Here is a 16,599-nt window from a genome sequence, read left to right on the forward strand (position 1 = left end):
TGCGGCAGCGGCCGCGGCGCCGGCGTCGGCCGCCGTCGCGGGCGCCACGCGCATCGTCAACTTCCTCAGCGTCGGCGCGCCGCAGCAGGTGATGTTGGAGGTGAAGATCGCCGAAGTATCCAAGACGCTGCTGGACAAGCTGGAGGCCGGCGTGTCGCTGGGCTTTGGCGGCGGCAGCTGGAGCACTACGCTGGCATCGAGCTTCATCAGCGGGACGTTGAAAGGACTGCTCAGCGGCGGCAAGGCCACGGGCAACCATGTGGGCATCGCCGCCGACAAGCAGGATGGCCTGGTGCGCATCCTCGCCGAGCCGACGGTGATGGCGATCAGCGGCCAGGAAGGCAGCTTCCTGGCGGGCGGCAAGATCTTCGTGCCGGTCGCGCAGGACAACAACAAGGTCACGCTGGAGGAAAAGGAGTTCGGCGTCGGCCTGCACTTCACGCCCACCGTGCTGGCCGGCGGCCGCATCAACCTGCGCGTGGCGCCGGAAGTGTCGGAGCTGTCGCGCGAAGGCATCGGCATCTCGGCGGCCGGCTTCTCGGGCGGCGCCATCCTGCCGCTGATCACCACGCGCCGCGCCGCCACCACGGTCGAACTGTTCGACGGCCAAAGCTTCGCCATCGGAGGCCTGATCAGCAACAACCAGACCACCAACATCCGCGGCCTGCCGGTGCTGGGCGAGCTGCCGGTGCTGGGGGCGCTGTTCCGCAGCACCGACTTCCAGCAGGACCGCACCGAGCTGCTGTTCGTCGTCACGCCGCACCTGGTCAAGCCGCTGCCGCCGAACTACAAGCTGCCGACCGACGACGTGACCACGCCGACCCGCACCCAGCTCTTCCTCGAAGGGCGCATGGAGGGGGCTCCGCCCCCGAGCACCGACCGCAAATAAACGGGATACGACTATGCGACATCTACTTAGCCTGCCGCTGGCATGCATGCTGGCCTCTTGCGCCCTGCAACTCACGCCGACCACGCCGCAATGGGACCGGGACTTCGGCATCGTCACCCGCGTCACTCTGGCGCAGCAGGTGGTTGACGCGGAGGCGGGCCGCAACCGCGACCCGGTCGCCGGCATGGACGGGCGCGCGGCGCACGCGGCCTACGAGCGGTATCAGAAGGCCAACAGCGAGCCGCCGGCGCAGCCGTCCGCATTCACCATCGGCGTCAGCGGCGCCAAATAGCCGCGCAGATAAAGCGAGGAATGAATATGAAAGCACTAATGATCAGCAAGGACAGCCTGCTGCATGCCGAAGTCGCTGCGCAGGGTTCCGCGCGCATGCCCGCCGTGCAGCTGGTGGCGTCGCGCAACGGGCTGCGCGACGCGGTGGAACGCCAGCTGCCGGAGATGCCGGAACTGGTGATCCTCGATGCCAGCGACGTCGGCCCGGATGAGGGGGAGCTGGTCGAGCGACTGAGCAAGCTGTATCCATCCTCCTCCTTCATGCTGCTGGCGCGCGAACCGCAACAGGACTTGCTGATCCGCGCCATGCGCGCCGGCATGCGCGAGGTGCTGCAACTGCCGCTGGTGCACAGCGCCTTCCACGAGTCGATGGGCCGCATCGAGCTGGCCGCGGGCGTGAGCCAGACGCGCGACGGCAAGGTGCTGGCCTTCATCTCCTGCAAGGGCGGCAGCGGCGCGACCTTCTTGTCGACCAACTTCGGCTACGCGCTGGCCGCGCTGGCCGACAAGAAGGTGCTGCTGATCGACCTGCACGGCCAGTTCGGCGACGCCACCTTGTACGTGTCGGACCAGAAGCCGGGGATGACGCTGTCCGACATCTGCGCGCAGATCAGCCGCATGGACGGCGCCTTCCTCGATTCCTGCCTGGTGCATGTGGCGTCGAACTTCGGCGTGCTGGCGGCGGCCGACGATCCCAATCACGCGGTCGACATGAAGCCGGAGCACATGGACGCCATCCTGCGCCTGGCGCGCCAGCACTACGACTTCATCGTGCTTGACGTGGGCCGCCAGATCGACGCCATCTCGCTGCGCGCGCTGGACCAGGCGGACGTGATCCACCCGGTGCTGCAACTGGCGCTGCCGGACATCCGCGACGGCCGCCGCCTGCTGGACATCTTCCGTTCGCTGGGCTACCCCAGCGAACGTATCCGGCTGATCGTCAACCGCTACGAAAAGGGCGGCAAGCTGCGGCTGATCGACCTGGAACAGGCGCTGGGCGCGGACGTGGTGCACACGGTGCCGAACGACTATCTGTCGGCCACCGACTCGGTCAACCAGGGCATACCGGTGCTGCAGCTGTCGCGCAGCAGCGCGGTGGCGCGCAGCCTGGCCGAGCTGGTGGAAATGGTGACGGCGCGGCGGGTCTCGGAGAGCAAGGGCCTGTTCGACCGCCTGTTCGGCCGCAACGACAACGACTGACCAAGATAGCGGAGGATGACATGAGCTTACGCGAACGGCTGGCTTCACCGGACGACAAACGCCACGGCGTCAACGGCCCGCCGGGCCTGGCGGCTGCGGCCTACCAGGAACTGAAGAAGAGCATGCACCAGACGATACTGGACCGTATCGACCTGGAACGCCTGAAGCGCCTCACGCCCGAGCAGTTCAAGCACGAGCTGGCGCTGCTGGTCCAGCGCATCATCGAGGAAGAGCGCATCGTGCTCAATCAGCACGAGCGGCATAGCCTGGTGCTCGACATCCAGCACGAGATGCTGGGCTTCGGGCCCCTGGAGCCGCTGCTGGCCGATCCCGGCGTGTCCGACATCCTGGTCAACACCTGCGCCCAGGTCTACGTCGAACGCGCCGGCCGGCTGGAGCTGACCGACGTCACCTTCAACGACAACGCCCACCTGATGAAGATCATCGAGAAGATCGTCTCGCGCGTGGGCCGGCGCGTGGACGAATCGAGCCCGATGGTCGATGCGCGGCTGCCGGACGGTTCGCGCGTGAACGCCATCATTCCGCCGCTGGCGATCGATGGTCCCATCCTGTCGATACGGCGCTTCGCCGTCACGCCGCTGACGGTGCAGAACCTGCTCGACTACCGCAGCCTGACGCCGCCGATGATGGAGGTGCTCAAGGCGCTGGGCCAGGCCAAGGTCAACATCCTGATTTCCGGCGGCACCGGCAGCGGCAAGACCACCATGCTGAACGTGCTGTCCGGCTTCATCCCGGCGGCGGAACGCATCGTCACCATCGAGGACGCGGCGGAGCTGCAGATGCGCCAGCCGCATGTGGTGCGGCTGGAGACGCGGCCGCCCAACATCGAGGGCAAGGGCGAGGTCAATCAGCGTTCGCTGGTGCGCAACGCGCTGCGCATGCGGCCGGACCGCATCATCCTCGGCGAGGTGCGCGGGCCGGAGGCGCTCGACATGCTGCAGGCGATGAACACCGGCCATGAAGGCTCGCTGGCCACCATCCACTCGAACACCCCGCGCGACGCCTTGTCGCGGCTGGAGAACATGGTCGGCATGACCGGCCTGAATCTGACGCCGCGCGCCACGCGGCAGCAGATCTGCTCCGCCATCACGGTGGTGATGCAGGTGTCGCGGCTGACCGACGGCACGCGCAAGCTGGTCAGCCTGCAGGAGATCACCGGCATGGAGGGCGACGTGATCGCCATGCACGAGATCTTCCGCTACGAGCAAAAGGGCGTGGACGCCAACGGCAAGGTACTGGGCCGCTTCTCCGCCACCGGCGTGCGGCCGCGCTTCGCCGACCGCCTGCGCATGTTCGGCGTGCCGGTGGCCGACACGGCGTTCGACCCCGACAAGATCTACGAGTAGCGGCATGGATGGAATCTTCACCGCCTTCGAGGTGCTGCTGTTTGCCGCCGTGATCCTGCTGATCGAGGGCGGCTGGCTGTGGTGGTCGGGCGCGCACGGCCGGGGGGCGCGGCGCATCGCCAAGCGCCTGCGGCTGATGGCGGCGCGCGGGGAGCGCGGCGGGGAGCGCATCGATATTCTCAAGCAGCGCTGCTACAGCCGCAATCCGGCGCTGGAGAAGCTGCTGCGCCGCGTCGGCCGCCTGGCCACGCTGGACCGGCTGCTGTTGCAGGCGGGCGTGCGCTGGTCGGTGGCGCAGTTCATCGTCTGCGTGTTGGCGTTGCTGGTGCCCGGCCTGCTGCTGCCGGCCATGCTGAACATGCCGGCGCTGGCGGGGGCCGCGCTGACGGCGCTGATCCTGTCGTCGCCTTGGGCGGTGCTGATGCGTACGCGGCGCGCACGCCTGCTCAAGCTGGAGCAGCAACTGCCGGAGGCCGCCGATTTTCTCGGCAGGGCGCTGCGCGCCGGCCACTCCTTCGCCAACGTCATGCAGATGGTGGGCGAAGAGCTGCCGGAGCCGATCGCCGGCGAATTCAAGTTCGCCTACGAAGAGATCAACTACGGCGTGCCGATGAACGAAGCCTTGCACAACCTGGCGATGCGCGTGCCGCTGACCGATCTGCGCTACCTGGTGATCGCGGTGCTGATACAGCGCGAGTCGGGCGGCAACCTGGCCGAGGTCCTTGGCAACATCAGCCGCCTGATACGCGCGCGCCTGCGCTTGATGGCGCAGGTGCGCGTGATGTCGGCCGAGGGCCGGATGTCGGCGTGGATACTGGGCCTGCTGCCGCTGTGCGTGCTGGCGCTGATGATGGTGGTGAATCCCGCCTACGTGCGGGTGCTGTGGACCGATCCGGCCGGCATAACGCTGACGTGGTACACGCTGGTGATGGCGGTGGGCGGCGTGCTGTGGATGCGCAAGCTGATACGCATACGGGTGTGAGGAGCGCGGCATGGATATCCGGCAGATCGTATTCCTCCTGATCGTCTTCGCGGTGGTGGCGGGCGTGGCGCTGGTGGCGCTGCTGGGCTTTTCGTCGGTGCCGATACGCGACCGGCTCAATGGCTTCATGGGGCCGGCGGAATCGTCGGCGCCAACGGACGGCGGCTGGGTGGAGAAGGTCGCGCACGCGGCGCAGCCTTTCTCCCGTCTGTCGCTGCCGGAGGAGGGCTGGGAGCGTTCGCCGCTGCGCACCCGCTTCATGAACGCCGGCTGGCGCAGCGCGTCGGCGCCGTCGCTGTACTTCGCCGCCAAGACGCTGCTGTCGCTGGGGCTTCCGTCACTGCTTGCGCTGCTGGGCGCCGCCACGCTGGAGAACGCGGTGAACAAGGGCTTCGTCTACCTGCTGCTGATGACGGCGGCCATCGGCTACTACTTGCCGAACGTGGTCCTGTCGCGCAGGGCCGCCAGCCGCTGCCGCGAAATCTTCGAGACCTTCCCGGATGCGCTGGACCTGCTGACCGTCTGCGTGGAGGCGGGCCTGAGCCTGGAGCGTGCGATGGCCAAGGTGGCGGGCGAGATCCACATCAAGAGCGTGGCGCTGGCGCAGGAGCTGCAACTGGCGCTGATGGAGATGCGCGCGGGTTTCAGCAAGGAGAAAGCCTTGCGCAACCTGGCCTTGCGCAGCGGCGTCGAGGACGTCGACACGCTGGTGGCGATGCTGATCCAATCGGAGCGCTTCGGCACCAGCATGGGCGAATCGTTGCGGGTCCACTCGGACAATCTGCGCGCCAAGCGCAGCATGATCGCCGAGGAAGCCGCCGCCAAGATCGCGTTGAAGCTGCTGTTCCCGCTGATCTTCTGCATCTTCCCGACGTTGATGCTGGTGTTGATCGGCCCCGCCGGCATCCAGATTTTCCGGATGATGCCAACCTTGATGGGGAAATAGGAGGCGATGATGAAACGTACCCTGGGCGCCGCATGCACCGGCGCGTTACTGATGGCGTGCAGCGGCATGCAGCCCGCACCGGCACCGCAGGTGCACTCGCAGGCCGCCGCCATCGCGGCGCTGGGGCAGGCCTGCCTGCTGGATCCGACCAGCGCGGAAAGATGGGAGCAATTGGGCGCGGCGCTGGAGGCCGGCGGCGAACATGAACGCGCTGCGACCATGTTCAGGCAGGCCGCCGCGCTGCGCGCGCATGATGTGCGGCGCGACTATGCGCTGGTGAAGGAAGCCGCCGCGCAGGCAGGTGCCACGGCCACGGTCGATGCATCGATGCCGCGCACGGAGGTGCGGCAGGTTGGGGCGGCGCTGGTGGAGGTGTTGCGTGTCGCCGCCGGCGAGCAGGTGGTGGCCGAGGCGCATGGCGTCAAGCTGGAGATCAGCAACGGCAACGGCGTGGCCGGCGCCGCCGCGCGGCTGGCGCGCACGCTGGACGCGGAAGGCATCAAGGCCACGCGCCTGACCAATCTGAAGCCATTCGTGGTGTCGATCAGCCGCATCGAATACCAGCGCGGCCAGCAGCCACTGGCGCAGGCGCTGTCGCAGCGACTGGGTTTGCCGTTGCAGGTACAGGGCGGCAAGCAGGCTTACGCCGACATGCGCATCGTGCTGGGGCGCGACACGGCGCAGGCACGCTATCTCAAATAAAAAAAACCGTCCGAAAGGGGGTGACCCTCTCGGACGGGAAAAACACACCCATGTGTTTCCTGCTGCGGACTACCGCATTCCTTACTGCCAGCTGATGCTGCCCATGCCTCGGGCGCTGGCGTTCCTGTTGGCCGGGTTGCCATACACCTTGGCCGAACCCATGCCGGATAACTTCATGTTCGCGCTGGTCTTCGCGTACACCGACGCGCTGCCCAGGCCTGACATATCGACGTCCACCGTGTCGGCGCGCAGCTGCTGCGCGTCCAGGCCACCCACGCCGCCAAGGCTGGCGTGCAGTTGCCGGGTCTGGCCCGCCATTTCAATGTGGCCCGCGCCGCTCAGGTTCAAGTCGATGTTGTCGCTGCTGCCGGCGTTGACGGTCATGCTGCCCACGCCGCCCAGTTTGACGTCGACGTTGCGGTACTGCGCATAGACCCTGACCGCGCCGGCGCCTTCCAGGGCCAGGCGCAGCTTGTCGCCATTGAAGCCGTTCACTTCCGTGGAACCGACGCCGCCCGACACCACCTGGCGCAGATTGGGCAGCGTCAGTTCCGCCCGCAGCTCCTGCTTGTTGCCGAAGTTGAAGCTGCGGATCTTGCTGGTGCCGATGCGCAGGGTATCGCCCGCCTGCTCCACCGTCACTTTTTTCAGCGCGTCAGCCTCTCCGTATAGAGTCAGCGACGCGACTGGACCTTGCCGGACCTTGAGGCTGATGACGCCATCAAGATCGATGTTGACGGTGCGCGCATCGACGCCGCGGTTCTCGCTGATCACATCGGCGGCCAGCGCGGCGTGGGCGCCGCTGCTCAGTACCGTGGCCAGCATCGCAGCCTTCAGATATTTTTTCATCATGCGCTCCGTCGTCCGGCGTGAATTACAGGGCTGCTTTTTCAGCGGCGGTCAGGCGCTTGGCGCTGACGGTCACGACCTGCATCTTGCTGGTGTCGGCCTTGGCGGCCACCGCTGCCGTTGGGGCTGCGGTGTGCAGGGCTGGTACGGCCGCGGTGGCAAACGAGGTGGCGCTGGCGACTACGATTGCTGCGACGAAGATGGCTTCCATGTTTTTAGCGATGTTCATTTTGAGCTCCTTGGGTGGTTGGTTTCACTGCGTTTTGTCTTGCGTTGAGTGAACTATAGACAAGGGCCCTCTGCACAGCCACCGGGATGTGACGAACTGCAAAAACGGGGGGGCAGAATGCGGATTAGGGGGGTGAAGCTGCACCGCACAATAGCTCCTGGCTGGCGGCGTAGAGCTGCGACAGCCAGGCGGCGACAGTCTTGAAGCGGGCGATGGAGCCGGCGTCGCGGTGGCTGAGCAGCCAGATGTCGCGCAGCACCTCGACGCCTTCGCCGATGCGCACCAGTCCTTCCTGCCGTCCCATGATGCAGGGCAGCAGCGCCATGCCGACGCCCGCGCGGCAGGCGCGCACCATCGTGCTCAGGCTGTTCACCTTGAGCACGATGCGCGCCGGCGCTATTCCCGCCAGCCATTGCATTTCGGCGGTGCCGGCCAGCGCGTTGTCATAGGCGATCCACGGCTGCTCGCCCCAGCGCTCGCGCGGGAGGCCGGCGAAGCTGGCGTGGCCGTAGACCGCGAAGCCCAGGTCGCCCAGCCGGCGCATGACCAGCGCCGCGTCCTCGCCTGGCTGGCCCAGGCGCAGCGCGAAGTCGGCCTCGCGGCGGGTGAAGGACAGGTTCTGGTTTTCCGCCTGCAGCGTCAGTTGCAGGTGCGGATGCTGGGCGTGCAGCGCGGGGACGTGCTCCAGCAGCCAGTAGTCGAACAGGAAGTCGATCGAGGTGATGTTGACCGGGCCGGCGGTGGCGTCGGCCTCCTGGGACGAGGCCTGCAGCATGCTCTGGACATTGCCGTACACCGCCTCGCCATGCTCCACAAAGACCTGGCCGGCGTCGGTGAGCTGGTAGCCGGTGTTATCGCGGATGAACAGGCGCAGCTTCAGGGACTTTTCGGCGGCGGCGATGCGGCGGCTGATGGTCGACGCATCCACGCCCAGGTGGCGGCCGGTGGCGCTCATGTTGCCGCTGCGGGCCAGCGCCAGGATCAGCGGGATGTCGTTCCAGTCGAATTCGGTGGTTGATGGCATGGGCGGGATCGGTTCGTGGTGGCGGCCTGCATTTTTGCAAAGTCACCTTGCAGGGCTGTCTGTTCCGCAAACGCGGTGGCAGGCCTAAGATTCATCCCATCGCAAGGCCAGATTTGCCGGGAACTGTAGCACAGCACCTCAACTCCATCTATCGACTAAAAGGAAGAAAATCATGCAAAACGTTACGCACACCACCAGCACCATCACCACCCGCGACGGCGTCGAAATCTACTACAAGGACTGGGGTCCACGCGGCGGCCAACCTGTCGTGCTGAGCCACGGCTGGCCGCTGAACGCCGACAGCTGGGAGTCGGCAGCCTTCCACTTGGCTAACAATGGTTTCCGTGTCGTCACCCACGACCGCCGCGGCCACGGCCGCTCCAGCCAGCCCTGGGACGGCAACGACATGGACCACTACGCAGACGACCTGGCCCAGTTGATCGAAGCGCTGGACTTGAAGAACATCATCCTGGCCGGCTTCTCGACCGGCGGCGGCGAGGTGGCGCGTTATGTGGGCCGCCACGGCACCGGGCGCATCGCCAAGCTGGGTTTGATCTCGGCCGTGCCGCCGCTGATGCTCAAGACCGAGACCAATCCCGGTGGCCTGCCGATGGAAGTATTCGACGGCCTGCGCGCCGGTTCCGTCGCCAACCGTGCGCAGCTGTACCTGGATATCGCTTCGGGGCCATTCTTCGGCTACAACCGGCCGGGCGCCAAGCCATCGCAGGGCATCATCCAGGCATGGTATGCGCAGGGCATGCAGGCCGGCCACAAGAACACCTACGATTCGATCAAGGCCTTCTCGGAAACCGACTTCCGCGACGACCTGAAAAAGTTCGACAAGCCGACGCTGATCATCCACGGCGATGACGACCAGATCGTGCCGATCGACGCCGCCGGCAAGGCCTCGGCCGCCATCGTCAAACAAGCCAAGTTGATCATCTACGCCGGCGCGCCGCACGGCCTGACCGATACGCACAAGGACCAGTTCAACGCCGATTTCCTGGCATTCGCCCAGTCCTGATGCATAAGGCCGCCTTCGGGCGGCCTTAAATAATCTAATTAAATAGCTTGCTATTGAATTGTTGGCGATATATATTGTCGACATGGGCAGCACGAAACGCCCGAACAAGACACTTGAAATAGCTCACTATTAAATCGTTAACTACTTAAAATGGAGTTCGTCATGAATAAATCTTCCCAATCCCAAGCAATGAACCCATCCCGTCGTTCCGCCTTGTTCGGTGGCGCCGGTGCTGCAGCGGCTGCGGTCGCTCTTCCGCTGGCGGCTTTCTCCGGCAGTAGCGCACAGGCCGCGCCCGTCATTCGCGGCGGCGCTGTCAGCAAGACCGGCAGCACCATCACCACCCACGACGGCGTTGAGATCTATTACAAGGATTGGGGTCCACGCACCGGCCAGCCAGTCATCCTCAGCCACGGCTGGCCGCTGAACGCCGACAGCTGGGAATCGGCAGCCTTCCATTTGGCTAACAACGGTTTTCGCGTCATCACCCATGACCGCCGCGGCCACGGCCGCTCCAGCCAGCCTTGGGACGGCAACGACATGGACCACTACGCCGACGACCTGGCCCAGCTGATCGAAGCGCTGGACCTGAAGAACATCATCCTGGCCGGCTTCTCGACCGGTGGCGGCGAAGTGGCGCGCTATGTCGGCCGCCATGGCACCAAACGCATCGCCAAGCTGGGCCTGATCTCGGCGGTGCCGCCGCTGATGCTCAAGACTGCCACCAATCCTGGCGGCCTGCCGATGGAAGTGTTCGACGGCATCCGTGCCGGCTCGGTCGCCAACCGTGCGCAGCTGTATCTAGATATCGCCTCGGGGCCGTTCTATGGCTACAACCGTCCGGGCGCCAAGCCATCGCAGGGCATCATCCAGGCGTGGTATGCGCAGGGCATGCAGGCCGGCCACAAGAACACCTACGATTCGATCAAGGCCTTCTCGGAAACCGACTTCCGCGATGACCTGAAAAAGTTCGACAAGCCGACGCTGATCATCCATGGCGACGACGACCAGATCGTGCCGATCGACGCCGCCGGCAAGGCCTCGGCCGCCATCGTCAAGCACGCCAAGCTGATCGTCTACCCAGGCGCGCCGCACGGCTTGACCGATACGCACAAGGACAAGTTCAATGCCGACTTCCTGGCGTTCGCCCAGTCTTAAAACGACCACAGGGTTGCGGTTTCTCCGTGCTATATTGCAAGTATGAGAGCGCACCTGATGACACTGACCATGCTGTGCGTTGGCGTGCTCCCCGGCGCCGCGCGGGGCGAGGTCATCAATGTGTACACCAGCGCTCGTGTCGCGCCGTTGGTGGTCGGCGACGGCCGCGGCATCTATCCTGACCTGGTGGCCTACCTGAACCGCAAGAAGCTCGACCAGTTGAGCTTCAAACTGGTTTATCTGCCGCGCAAGCGCTTGCAGCTGCAAGTGGAGCGCAACGAGCTGGACGGCATCGTCATCGGCATGATGCCGCACTGGTTCAACGACGTGGCCGAGAAAAAATACCTGTGGACGGCGGCCTTCGGCACTGACCGGTACGTGATCGTGCTGCCGCCGGCCCTGCCTTTCAACTCATCAAGGCCCGGCGCGCTGGCCGGCCGCACGGTCGGCCTGGTACTGGGCTACAGCTATCCCGAGCTGGACGGATGGATACGCCAGCAAGGCCTGGTCCGCAACGACGCCCCCAGCGACGAGCACAGCCTGGAGAAGTTGCGGGTGGGGCGGGTCGATAGTGTGATTGCCGCGCAGTCGGTGGTGCGCTATTACATGAAGGTGCATGCGATGGAGGCGGGCAAGTTCCAGCTGCATGAGCTGCCATCCAGCCTGACCGAGCGCCACTTCCTGGTGCCGCGCGCCAAGGCGGCGGTCTACGAAAAGATCGCGCCGGTGATCCGGCAACTCAAGGACGATCCGGAATGGCAGCGTCTGGTTGCCAAGTACGAGTAGGCCAGGATCACGGTTCGTGATGTCGCGACGACGTTGCCAGTTCAAGTTCGTCTACGATCGCCAATAACTTGTGCAGATCAGCGGGATCCTCGAAACTGATGCTGTTTTCGTTGGGCAGTTCCGTCTGTTGATCGGCGAGCTGAGCGATTCGCCTGCCATGCTGGAAGAAGTCGTCCACGTTTGCGATCTTGATGGTCACAGTATTCATTTTTGCTCCCGCAGCGCTTGCCAGTCTTGCTGAAAGCGCGTCTCGATATCTTCGAAGCTCGTAAATATTACTGGCTCCACAATACCCATTCGATGCCGATGATGGATTCCGTGTGCGTTGTCGTAGCCGAGTACTCTGCCGTTGTCCCGCTGGTACAGATTGTGATTAATATACGCCAGATTGTAGCGTGTCACCTGTCCTTTTCCATCCACCCAGACTTCGCGGCGCAACAGCCCATTTCCGCGCTTGTCGGAAATTTTATAAACCGTATTGATGATTTTTTTCTCGGTCATGGCGGCTTCGTGCTATGGCCGAATTGGTCGCTCGGGGCTGCGGCTGCTCAAACGAAATCAATCTGCTGGACTGTTTCGAGGAATGCTAAACGTAGGGTGTATCCGCCAGCGCAACGTTTAATCCGATGGTTCCCTTATCCACGATCGCGAGAAAGATGGCTTTCGCCGCCGCTGGATCCTGGCTTCGCCGATAGGCTTGGTGCGCCTGGAGTAGCGCCACGCTCCATGTCGCCAGCAGCAGGGAGGCCGCCAGTTGGGCGTCGACATCATCCGGTTCGCGGCCAGCGCATTCGGACAGCGCCACCGCCACCACTTGCGCGATCTCGTCGCGTATCGCCCTGGCCCGGGCCTTGAGGGTCTCGCTGCTATTGATGGTCGCCACGAAGCTTTGGCTGCCGGCGGTAAAACAGACATACGGACTCTGTTCCTCCGCCAGCCGATGGGCAAGCAGGCGCAAGGTCTCGACCGGCGCGATGCCGGGATCGCGCTGCCGCAATGCTTCGCGCAGGAGCTCGCGGCCTTCTTCGTCGCGGTCGAAGAACATGTCCTCCTTGCGCGGGAAGTGATTGAACACCGTCATCCGCCCGACGTCGGCCGCCGCCGCGATCTCATCCACCGTCACATGATCGAAGCCACGCTCGAAGAACAGGCGCGTGGCGGCATTGGATATGCCCTGCCGCGTGGCAAGGCGTTTGCGGGAGCGAAGATCGGTTGACATGCGGCAGATGATAGCATAGTTTACATATACTGAGTACATATTGGGATTGAGTATATGAAAGTCGATGTTATCGTTGTGGGTGCGGGACCGGTTGGACTTCTGACCGCCATCGAGCTGACCTTGTGCGGCGTGCGCGTGCTGGTGCTGGAGCGCTTGGCGAGCCCGAGCATGGTCATCAAGGCCCTGGGAATCGGGCCGCTGGGCGGCGAAGCGCTGCGACGCCGGGGCATGGGCGCGGCCATCGCCGCCGCCGAAGCGCGCAGCTTCGAGGCCATGGGGCCGGCGGTGGCGGAGCTGCGTGGTCGCACGTCGAAATTCAGCGGGCATTTCGCCGGCCTGTCGCTGATACGCAAGGATGCGCAGGCGGAGCCGGAACGCCGTTCCCATCCGGTGGACCAGCACGCCATCGAAGCCATGCTGGCCGAGCGCGCCCGCGCGCTGGGCATCGAGGTGCGGCGCGAGCACGACGTCACCGCTTTTGACCAGCAGGCGGACGGCGTCGAGGTGGCGTGGACCGCGCCGGCTGGCGAGGGCCGCATCCAATGCTCCTACCTGGTCGGCTGCGACGGCGGGCGCAGCCTCATCCGCAAGATGGCTGGCTTCGACTTCCCCGGCACGCCGCCCACGTTGACGCTCTACCAGGCCGTGGTCGAGATCGACCATCCCGACCGCCTGCTGCCGGCAGGCTGGCGGCGTACATCCGGCGGCGTGTTCTCGTTCGGGGCCTTCCAGCGCCGGTTGTTCATGCTGGACTTCAGCGGTCCGCCGGAGGACCGGCAGGAGCCAGTCACCTGCGAAGAGATTGAAGCCGTGCTGCGCCGTGTGAGCGGCGCGGATGTGCGCGTGCGGACGATGGAGAGCGGCAACCGGTGGACCGACAACACACGCCTGGTCGACAGCTATCGCAAGGGCAGGGTGCTGCTGGCCGGCGACGCGGCGCATATCCACACGCCGTTCGGCGGCCAGGGCATGAGCCTGGGCCTGGTGGACGCCGCCAATCTCGGCTGGAAGCTCGCGGCGGTGATACGCGGCGAAATGCCCGACAGCCTGCTCGAGACCTACACGGCCGAACGGCGCCCCGCCGCCCAGGCGGTGCTGGCCAACACCCTGGCCCAGCTCGCGATCATGCGGCCCGATCCGCAAGCGGGCGCGATGCGGGACCTGATGGCCAACCTGATGCAATTCGATGACGTCAACCGGCTGATCGGCGGCTTGATGAGCGGGCTGTCCACCCGTTACGACCTGGGCTCGGAACAAGATGGCGTGGGCCGCCTGCTGGGCGACCGGGAGACAGGCTCCGGCGTGACGCTTTACGATTGCATGCAGGATGGCATGGGCGTTCTGCTCGACGCGTCAAACGAGGGCGCCGCGTCCCGGCTGGTTGCCGCCGCGACGCCACGAATACGCTGCGTCGCGATCGAGACCGGGCCGTCGCTGCTGATCCGTCCCGATGCCTGCGTAGCCTGGATCGCCGCAGAAGACGGCATCAACGGTTTGCGGGAAGCGCTGCACCGCTGGTTCGTTCAGGCGCCGCTTCCTTCTCTCTGCTGAACCCATTGCCGGTACGCGTTGGGACTCATTCCCATGAAGCGGGTGAAGGCGCGGCGGAAGCTGCTCTCATCGGCGTAACCGCTTTGCTGGGTGATTCGCCGACCAGGGCCTTCAACCGCCGGTGCAGCTTGCGCTCGCTGGTCGCCAGCAAGGCAGCCAAGGCGCTTGCCGTCAACAGATCCGGCGTCTGGCGGACCATGTTCTCGGCTTCAAAAAGAAAGGGATCGCTGGGAGCGCATACCGTTTATATCGTTGATGTCTTTACCGACGCCGCCGGCCGCGACGCGCATTACAAGGATGCCGCCGCCGCGCAAATCATGGCGACGGTGCCGCCTTACCTGGCGTCCCCGCTGGATATCTCCCCGCTGAAGCTGGTGGTCGCCAAAGGCGTTAAGTAAGCCTCCTCCAGCAGCCAGCGGCGAAACGTCGCCAGCCTCGGCAAGTTGGCCGATTCGGGCCGGTAGACGATGTAGTAGGCCAGCGGCGACTGGAAGCTGATGTCGCCGCACAGGCGCACCAGCCGTCCGGAGGCGATGTCGTCACGCGCCATCACGCTGCGGGCGAGGGCGATGCCCTGGCCTTCCGCCGCTGCCTGCAGCACCGCCGCCGAGTTGTTGATCTTCATGCCGCGTGAGGCGGCGGCGTTGCTGACGCCAGCTTTGCGCAGCCATGCGTCCCAGGTGGGGAAATCGGCATGGCCGTCCATCGACAAGTCGTGGATCAGCATGTGCTGCGCGAGGTCCGCCGGTTTGCGCAAGCGCGGGTTCTTGCGCAGGAATTCCGGCGAGCAGACGGGATAGATTTCCTCGTCCAGCAGCTTGTCCGCCGTCAGTCCCGGCCAGCTTCCGGTGCCGTATCGCACGCCGATGTCGATGCGCTGGGCGACGAAGTCCACGGCCTTGAGATTGGTATCGAGGCGCACATCGGTATCCGCGCAGATGGCGTGGAATCTTTCGATACGCGGCAACAGCCATTTGGCGGCGAAGGCCGGGCTGACCGTCACCGTCAGCACGCCGGCAAGGCCGCCTTCCTTGAGGCGTTCGAGGCCGGACACCAGCTTGTCAAAGCCGGCGCGCAGGTCGGGCAGGGCGCGCTCGGCGGTCTCGGTGGTCAGCAGCCGTGACTTGCCGCCGGCGTTACGGTGAAACAGGGGCGCGCCAAGCCAGTCTTCCAGGGTGCGCACGAGCTGGCCGACCGCCGCCGGTGTGACGTTGAGTTCCGCAGCGGCCGCCGAAAAACTCTGGTGCCGGGCACTGGCTTCAAATGCGCGCAAGGCGTTCAGGTGGATAGGTGTTTTCATGAGGTCATTCTACGCGCCGGGCAATTTTTACGATAAACATTTTCTTTCAACGACTAGCAGTTAATCTGATTTGTCCGGGCGGTCCGGGCGGCGCACAATGGTTTTTCTTAACTCAACTGGAGCTCACCATGGCCTACCTGCAAATCACCCTCAAGATCGCCAACGCCAACCGCGCCGCCGCAGCAGCCGTCTACCAGAAATACAAGGCGCCGTTCCTCGAAACCATCGCCGGCGCGAAATCCAAGGAACTGCTGGCCCGCGATGAGGACGTACAAGTGCTGCACGGTTTCGACACCGTGGAACACGCCAACGCCTATCTGCAAAGCGCACTGTTCAACGCCGACGTGGTGGGCGGCCTGATGCCATTGCTCGACGCCGCGCCCGACGTGCGCATCTACGCAAGCTAAACGCCATGCTGATCAACGCCGACTTCTCCCGTCCCGTCGCGATGGCGCCCCATCAGTATCAATGGGTGGCCTCGCCTCAGGACGGCGTGGAGCGCGTGATGCTCGATCGTGTCGGGGCCGAGAAGGCCCGCGCCACCAGCATCGTGCGCTACGCCCCGCATTCCTCGTTCCCGCGCCATCAGCATCCCGGTGGCGAGGAAATACTGGTCCTCGACGGCACCTTCTCGGAAGGTGGCCTGGACTATCCCGCCGGTTGGTACCTGCGCAATCCGCCGGGCTCCAGCCATCAGCCGTCCAGTGGCGAAGGCGCCATCATCTTTGTGAAGCTGCGGCAGATGTCGACGCCGGAGCAACCCTACGTGCGCATCGATACGCGCGATCCGGCATCCTGGCATGCCGAGCAGGGCCGCGAGATTTGTCCGCTGTTTTCCGACGCGTCGGAACAGGTCAGCCTGCAACGCCTTGCGCCGCATGACGCGCTGCTGGCCGACGCCGAGGATGGAATGGAACTGCTGGTGCTGGAAGGCGATGTGGTGGCGCAGCAGCAAACCTACGCGCCGCGCAGCTGGATGCGCTTGCCCGCGGGAGCCCTGCCCGCCATCGTCGCGGGCGAACAGGGGGCGACCGTCTATCTGAAGGTCCGCCATCTGGCCAACATGGGCTTGAAAGGATAAG

General features: G+C 65.0%; 22 protein-coding genes. 14 read left to right on the forward strand and 8 right to left on the reverse strand.

Annotation, left to right across the window (positions count from 1 at the left end; genetic code table 11):
* From GTP90_RS16690 to GTP90_RS37440, 7 genes are all read left to right on the forward strand, one after another.
* On the forward strand, window positions 1–889 hold an 889-nt coding region (locus GTP90_RS16690; protein WP_371875069.1), incomplete at its 5' end, for a type II and III secretion system protein family protein.
* A 13-nt stretch (window positions 890–902) separates the two neighbouring features.
* A complete protein-coding gene (locus GTP90_RS16695) occupies window positions 903–1,181 on the forward strand; it encodes a hypothetical protein (protein ID WP_161084621.1) in 279 nt (92 codons plus the stop codon).
* 26 nt (window positions 1,182–1,207) lie between these two features.
* Complete coding sequence (locus GTP90_RS16700; protein ID WP_161084622.1) at window positions 1,208–2,380, forward strand: CpaE/TadZ family protein; 1,173 nt, start codon at window positions 1,208–1,210, stop codon at window positions 2,378–2,380.
* A 20-nt stretch (window positions 2,381–2,400) separates the two neighbouring features.
* Window positions 2,401–3,747: a TadA family conjugal transfer-associated ATPase gene (locus GTP90_RS16705; protein ID WP_161084623.1), complete on the forward strand. Its 1,347-nt coding sequence runs from the start codon at window positions 2,401–2,403 to the stop codon at window positions 3,745–3,747.
* Window positions 3,748–3,751: 4 nt separating this feature from the next.
* Window positions 3,752–4,729: a type II secretion system F family protein gene (locus tag GTP90_RS16710; protein WP_161084624.1), complete on the forward strand. Its 978-nt coding sequence runs from the start codon at window positions 3,752–3,754 to the stop codon at window positions 4,727–4,729.
* A 10-nt stretch (window positions 4,730–4,739) separates the two neighbouring features.
* Window positions 4,740–5,675 (forward strand): type II secretion system F family protein, encoded by a 936-nt coding sequence (locus tag GTP90_RS16715; RefSeq protein WP_161084625.1) that lies wholly within the window; start codon window positions 4,740–4,742, stop codon window positions 5,673–5,675.
* Between the two features lie 6 nt (window positions 5,676–5,681).
* Complete coding sequence (locus GTP90_RS37440) at window positions 5,682–6,377, forward strand: LytR C-terminal domain-containing protein (protein WP_161084626.1); 696 nt, start codon at window positions 5,682–5,684, stop codon at window positions 6,375–6,377.
* 81 nt (window positions 6,378–6,458) lie between these two features.
* Here GTP90_RS37440 and GTP90_RS16725 read toward each other — a convergent pair whose 3' ends face one another.
* The 3 genes from GTP90_RS16725 to GTP90_RS16735 form a co-directional block, all read right to left on the reverse strand.
* Complete coding sequence (locus GTP90_RS16725; RefSeq protein WP_254451901.1) at window positions 6,459–7,229, reverse strand: GIN domain-containing protein; 771 nt, start codon at window positions 7,227–7,229, stop codon at window positions 6,459–6,461.
* Window positions 7,230–7,251: 22 nt separating this feature from the next.
* Window positions 7,252–7,455: a hypothetical protein gene (locus GTP90_RS16730; RefSeq protein ID WP_161084628.1), complete on the reverse strand. Its 204-nt coding sequence runs from the start codon at window positions 7,453–7,455 to the stop codon at window positions 7,252–7,254.
* Window positions 7,456–7,579: 124 nt separating this feature from the next.
* Window positions 7,580–8,479, reverse strand: a complete 900-nt coding sequence (locus GTP90_RS16735; RefSeq protein ID WP_161084629.1) for a LysR family transcriptional regulator — start codon at window positions 8,477–8,479, stop codon at window positions 7,580–7,582.
* A 172-nt stretch (window positions 8,480–8,651) separates the two neighbouring features.
* Between GTP90_RS16735 and GTP90_RS16740 the strand changes: the two genes are divergently transcribed.
* From GTP90_RS16740 to GTP90_RS16750, 3 genes are all read left to right on the forward strand, one after another.
* Complete coding sequence (locus GTP90_RS16740; protein ID WP_161084630.1) at window positions 8,652–9,503, forward strand: alpha/beta fold hydrolase; 852 nt, start codon at window positions 8,652–8,654, stop codon at window positions 9,501–9,503.
* 162 nt (window positions 9,504–9,665) lie between these two features.
* Window positions 9,666–10,661, forward strand: a complete 996-nt coding sequence (locus tag GTP90_RS16745) for an alpha/beta fold hydrolase (protein ID WP_161084631.1) — start codon at window positions 9,666–9,668, stop codon at window positions 10,659–10,661.
* A gap of 57 nt (window positions 10,662–10,718) precedes the next feature.
* Entirely contained in the window at window positions 10,719–11,447 is a 729-nt protein-coding gene (locus GTP90_RS16750) for a substrate-binding periplasmic protein (protein ID WP_254451902.1), read from the forward strand.
* Window positions 11,448–11,454: 7 nt separating this feature from the next.
* On the opposite strand, the gene GTP90_RS16755 is transcribed toward GTP90_RS16750, so the two are convergent.
* The 3 genes from GTP90_RS16755 to GTP90_RS16765 form a co-directional block, all read right to left on the reverse strand.
* On the reverse strand, window positions 11,455–11,655 hold the full coding sequence (locus tag GTP90_RS16755; RefSeq protein ID WP_175048116.1) for a hypothetical protein: 201 nt from the start codon (window positions 11,653–11,655) through the stop codon (window positions 11,455–11,457).
* Window positions 11,652–11,948, reverse strand: a complete 297-nt coding sequence (locus tag GTP90_RS16760; RefSeq protein WP_161084633.1) for a toxin-antitoxin system TumE family protein — start codon at window positions 11,946–11,948, stop codon at window positions 11,652–11,654. Before GTP90_RS16760 ends, GTP90_RS16755 begins: the two co-directional genes overlap by 4 nt.
* 85 nt (window positions 11,949–12,033) lie before the next feature.
* Window positions 12,034–12,666, reverse strand: coding sequence for a TetR/AcrR family transcriptional regulator (locus GTP90_RS16765; protein ID WP_161084634.1), 633 nt, complete (start codon window positions 12,664–12,666; stop codon window positions 12,034–12,036).
* 54 nt (window positions 12,667–12,720) lie between these two features.
* Here GTP90_RS16765 and GTP90_RS16770 point away from each other — a divergent pair, with 54 nt between their 5' ends.
* A complete protein-coding gene (locus GTP90_RS16770) occupies window positions 12,721–14,217 on the forward strand; it encodes an FAD-dependent monooxygenase (protein WP_161084635.1) in 1,497 nt (498 codons plus the stop codon).
* Here the strand turns inward: GTP90_RS16770 and GTP90_RS37590 are convergent.
* The gene (locus GTP90_RS37590) at window positions 14,190–14,312 is read right to left on the reverse strand and encodes an AraC family transcriptional regulator (protein ID WP_371875070.1); all 123 of its coding nucleotides are present in this window, start codon (window positions 14,310–14,312) and stop codon (window positions 14,190–14,192) included. The genes GTP90_RS16770 and GTP90_RS37590 overlap by 28 nt on opposite strands.
* A 33-nt stretch (window positions 14,313–14,345) precedes the next feature.
* Here GTP90_RS37590 and GTP90_RS36430 point away from each other — a divergent pair, with 33 nt between their 5' ends.
* Complete coding sequence (locus tag GTP90_RS36430) at window positions 14,346–14,615, forward strand: putative quinol monooxygenase (RefSeq protein ID WP_175048114.1); 270 nt, start codon at window positions 14,346–14,348, stop codon at window positions 14,613–14,615.
* On the opposite strand, the gene gcvA is transcribed toward GTP90_RS36430, so the two are convergent.
* Window positions 14,552–15,517 (reverse strand): transcriptional regulator GcvA, encoded by a 966-nt coding sequence (gcvA, locus tag GTP90_RS16780; RefSeq protein WP_161084636.1) that lies wholly within the window; start codon window positions 15,515–15,517, stop codon window positions 14,552–14,554. The two genes, GTP90_RS36430 and gcvA, sit on opposite strands and share 64 nt — an antisense overlap.
* 128 nt (window positions 15,518–15,645) lie before the next feature.
* On the opposite strand from gcvA, the gene GTP90_RS16785 reads away from it, so the two are divergent.
* Entirely contained in the window at window positions 15,646–15,924 is a 279-nt protein-coding gene (locus GTP90_RS16785) for a hypothetical protein (protein ID WP_161084637.1), read from the forward strand.
* Between the two features lie 5 nt (window positions 15,925–15,929).
* Entirely contained in the window at window positions 15,930–16,598 is a 669-nt protein-coding gene (locus GTP90_RS16790; RefSeq protein ID WP_161084638.1) for a cupin domain-containing protein, read from the forward strand.
* Window position 16,599 lies beyond the last annotated feature (1 nt).

The organism is Duganella vulcania (genome assembly GCF_009857655.1).
Taxonomy (GTDB): Bacteria; Pseudomonadota; Gammaproteobacteria; order Burkholderiales; family Burkholderiaceae_D; genus Rugamonas; species Rugamonas vulcania.

Bases quoted from the DNA above. Each gene is read 5' to 3' on its own strand.
- GTP90_RS16745 (WP_161084631.1), top strand. From the start codon at position 9,666: ATGAATAAATCTTCCCAATCCCAAGCAATGAACCCATCCCGTCGTTCC.
- GTP90_RS16755 (WP_175048116.1), bottom strand. From the start codon at position 11,655: ATGAATACTGTGACCATCAAGATCGCAAACGTGGACGACTTCTTCCAG.
- GTP90_RS16715 (WP_161084625.1), top strand. From the start codon at position 4,740: ATGGATATCCGGCAGATCGTATTCCTCCTGATCGTCTTCGCGGTGGTG.
- GTP90_RS16785 (WP_161084637.1), top strand. From the start codon at position 15,646: ATGGCCTACCTGCAAATCACCCTCAAGATCGCCAACGCCAACCGCGCC.
- GTP90_RS16730 (WP_161084628.1), bottom strand. From the start codon at position 7,455: ATGAACATCGCTAAAAACATGGAAGCCATCTTCGTCGCAGCAATCGTA.
- GTP90_RS16705 (WP_161084623.1), top strand. From the start codon at position 2,401: ATGAGCTTACGCGAACGGCTGGCTTCACCGGACGACAAACGCCACGGC.
- GTP90_RS16735 (WP_161084629.1), bottom strand. From the start codon at position 8,479: ATGCCATCAACCACCGAATTCGACTGGAACGACATCCCGCTGATCCTG.
- GTP90_RS16710 (WP_161084624.1), top strand. From the start codon at position 3,752: ATGGATGGAATCTTCACCGCCTTCGAGGTGCTGCTGTTTGCCGCCGTG.
- gcvA (WP_161084636.1), bottom strand. From the start codon at position 15,517: ATGAAAACACCTATCCACCTGAACGCCTTGCGCGCATTTGAAGCCAGT.
- GTP90_RS16750 (WP_254451902.1), top strand. From the start codon at position 10,719: ATGACACTGACCATGCTGTGCGTTGGCGTGCTCCCCGGCGCCGCGCGG.
- GTP90_RS16765 (WP_161084634.1), bottom strand. From the start codon at position 12,666: ATGTCAACCGATCTTCGCTCCCGCAAACGCCTTGCCACGCGGCAGGGC.
- GTP90_RS16700 (WP_161084622.1), top strand. From the start codon at position 1,208: ATGAAAGCACTAATGATCAGCAAGGACAGCCTGCTGCATGCCGAAGTC.
- GTP90_RS16770 (WP_161084635.1), top strand. From the start codon at position 12,721: ATGAAAGTCGATGTTATCGTTGTGGGTGCGGGACCGGTTGGACTTCTG.
- GTP90_RS16740 (WP_161084630.1), top strand. From the start codon at position 8,652: ATGCAAAACGTTACGCACACCACCAGCACCATCACCACCCGCGACGGC.
- GTP90_RS37440 (WP_161084626.1), top strand. From the start codon at position 5,682: ATGATGAAACGTACCCTGGGCGCCGCATGCACCGGCGCGTTACTGATG.
- GTP90_RS16760 (WP_161084633.1), bottom strand. From the start codon at position 11,948: ATGACCGAGAAAAAAATCATCAATACGGTTTATAAAATTTCCGACAAG.
- GTP90_RS16725 (WP_254451901.1), bottom strand. From the start codon at position 7,229: ATGATGAAAAAATATCTGAAGGCTGCGATGCTGGCCACGGTACTGAGC.
- GTP90_RS16790 (WP_161084638.1), top strand. From the start codon at position 15,930: ATGCTGATCAACGCCGACTTCTCCCGTCCCGTCGCGATGGCGCCCCAT.
- GTP90_RS16695 (WP_161084621.1), top strand. From the start codon at position 903: ATGCGACATCTACTTAGCCTGCCGCTGGCATGCATGCTGGCCTCTTGC.